Origin of the sequence: Flavobacterium sp., assembly GCF_046317795.1 — a bacterium.
In the GTDB taxonomy this organism is placed as follows: domain Bacteria; phylum Bacteroidota; class Bacteroidia; order Flavobacteriales; family Flavobacteriaceae; genus Flavobacterium.
Window position 1 is genome coordinate 1 of sequence record NZ_JBKCVI010000067.1, and the last position, 2,947, is coordinate 2,947.

1 protein-coding gene is annotated in these 2,947 nt (G+C 37.4%); it reads left to right on the forward strand.

Going from position 1 to position 2,947, the window contains the following annotated elements:
* Positions 1-2,947: beta strand repeat-containing protein (locus ACK5ON_RS03985; protein WP_409820100.1), on the forward strand; the 2,947-nt coding region annotated here is incomplete at both ends.

The following is a 2,947-nucleotide window of genomic DNA, read 5'->3' on the forward strand; positions in this document are numbered from 1 at the left end:
GAGTTGTACCAAAGCACTCACAGAAACGGTTACCTTAACGGTAATCGATCCAACGGCAAGTGCGAGTTTTAGTCCAACTACTATTTGTACCAACGGAAATTCAGTACTCACTTTTACAGGAACGGCCAATGCCACGGTAACCTATTCAATAAACGGAGGAGCAAACCAATCCATAGTACTAAACGCAACAGGAACAGCAACAGTTCCAGGAACCTATACCGTAAACACGACCGTAACCTTAGTAAGTGTAACCACAGCAGGAAGTCCAAGCTGTACCAAAGCACTCACAGAAACGGTTACTTTAACGGTAAGACCAATACCAAATGCAGGAAATGATGCGAACTTACCTATCTGTTCAAATCAGGATCCAGTAGATATGTTTCCTTTGCTCGGAGCTAATGCTCAAACAGGTGGGGTTTGGAGAGATCCATCAAATGCAATAGTTACTAATATTTTGAATCCAGCTACAGCTGTTGACGGAGTTTATACCTACACAGTTTTAGGAATTGCACCTTGTGTTGATGATGTGGCTCAAATAGCAGTTTCAATAACATTGGGTCCAGAAGCTGGAGTTTCTGGCCCGTTTTCAATATGTGGAAATGTAGCACCGTATGATTTATTTCAACAATTAGGAGCTTCTGCCCAATCAGGTGGAGTTTGGACTAATCCATCAAATGTAGTAGTCTCAGGTATTTTCAATCCGGCTGTTGACCCAGTCGGAAATTATACATACACCTTAACGGGAACTTTACCTTGTTCGAATGATCAAGCTGTTATTACTGTTTCAATATCTCCTGTTCCAGATGCAGGAACAAGTACAACACCTCCAATAATTTGTTCCAATGATGCTCCAGTTAATTTATTTACATTGTTAAGTGGAACACCTCAAGCAGGTGGTGTTTGGACAAATTCTTCTAACGTTACAGTATCAAATATATTTAATCCAGCTGTTGGTGTTTCTGATGTATTTACATATACTGTTCTTGGTGGTTTTGGGTGTACTCCTGATTCTGCAACAGTAACTATTACAGTAGCACAATCACCAAATGCAGGTATTGATGGAACTTTAACGACATGTGTCAATACAACAAATTTAAATTTATTGAATGGATTGGACGGAACGCAGGGTTCTGGAACATTTAGTGATGATAATGCAACAGGAGCTTTATCAGGAACATTTTTTAATCCTTCATTGGTTCTGCCAGGTTCTTATAATTTCAGTTACACAGTTAACAGCGGAGTTTCTCCTTGTGCTTCAGATACAGCTGTTGTAACAGTTATCGTAAATCCTTTACCAAATGCTGGTGATGCAGTTACTATTGCTCCAGTTTGTACATCAGTTGGAACCATAGATTTGAATACTTTATTGACAGGGCAGGATGCTGGCGGTACATGGTCGGCAATAACACCAGTAGATATAAGTGCCTTTACAGCAGGAACTTATACCTATACTTATTCGGTATCAAATTCATGTGGAAAAGATAATCAAGAAGTATCATTTACAGTGTTGCCAAGTCCAATAGTAGCTTCCTCTAATATTACCATTTCTCCAGTTTGTATTGGTTTAGATGTGACAGTTAATTTATCAGGAATGGTAGATGGAACTTATAATTTAAATTTTGATTTAAGCGGAAGCAATACACTTGCTAATCAAAATGCAATAGTTTTAATTTCGGGCGGAAATGGAAGTTTTACTATTCCAACAGCTAACGTTCCTAATATTGGTACAACCACAATTACATTTAACACTATTCAAAATACCACAACTAGTTGTCAGGTTGCTTTGAACAATGTTATCGGAACAATTGTTATTAATCCGATAGTTCAAATTGACAATACCAATATTGCGGTTTCTACAGTTTGTATTGGAAGTGCAGCTACAGTTGTTATTTCAAATGCTACAAATCTACCTGACGGAGTTTATCAATTTAATTATAGTATTCCAACAGGAACTCCAACTACTGGAAACTCTGGGGATGTTACAATTACAGGTGGAATTGGTCAGTTCACCGTGCCTGCTACTGTTTTTGCAACAGTTGGGAATTATACGATTACTATTAGTAGCATAAATACCACCACAGGTTGTTCTAATACAAATGAAGATGCAAACACTAATTTTGAAGTGGTTGCACCCTTAACTGCCGGGACATTTACTGGTTTAACTTCTGTTTGTCCATCAACAGGAATAATTGATTTAGCAACACTTTTAACAGGTGAAAGCGTTGGCGGAGAATGGACAGATAGTTCAGCTGTAGTAGTAATATCTCCAATAACTATTATCAGTTTCCCTGCTGGAACCTATAGTTATACTTACAGAGTTAATAATGCTTGTGGAACTGATACTGAAGTTGTTCAGTTTACAATTTTACCCAATCCACAATTAACTTCAATAAATGTATCAACATCTCCAGTTTGTATTGGTTCATCAGCAGTAGTTAATTTAAATGGAATGGTTGATGGTGTGTATACTTTGAATTATGATTTAGCGGGAAGTAATACATTATCTGGTCAATCCGTAACAGTTACTATCGCTTCTGGAATAGGAAGTTTTACAGTTCCAAGTGCCTCAATACCTAATATAGGCACAACAGTTATTTCTTTTACTAATATTCTTAATACAGTAACCACTTGTTCAAATACATTAGTTAATGTTACAGCACAAATAATCGTTAGACCGCTTGCTGATATTGATTCAACTAACTTAAGTGCTCCAGCTGCTTGTTTAGGAAATAATGTACTTGTCAATATTACAAACGCTACCAATCTACCAGATGGAGTGTATCAATTTAATTACTCCATTCCTGGAGCAACACCTACTACAGGAAATTCAGGAGATGTTACCATAACAGCAGGTGTTGGTCAGTTTTCAATACCTTCTTCAGTGTTTACACTTGCAGGAAATTATACGTTAACAGTTAATGGAATTATAGCAGTAACAGGATGTACC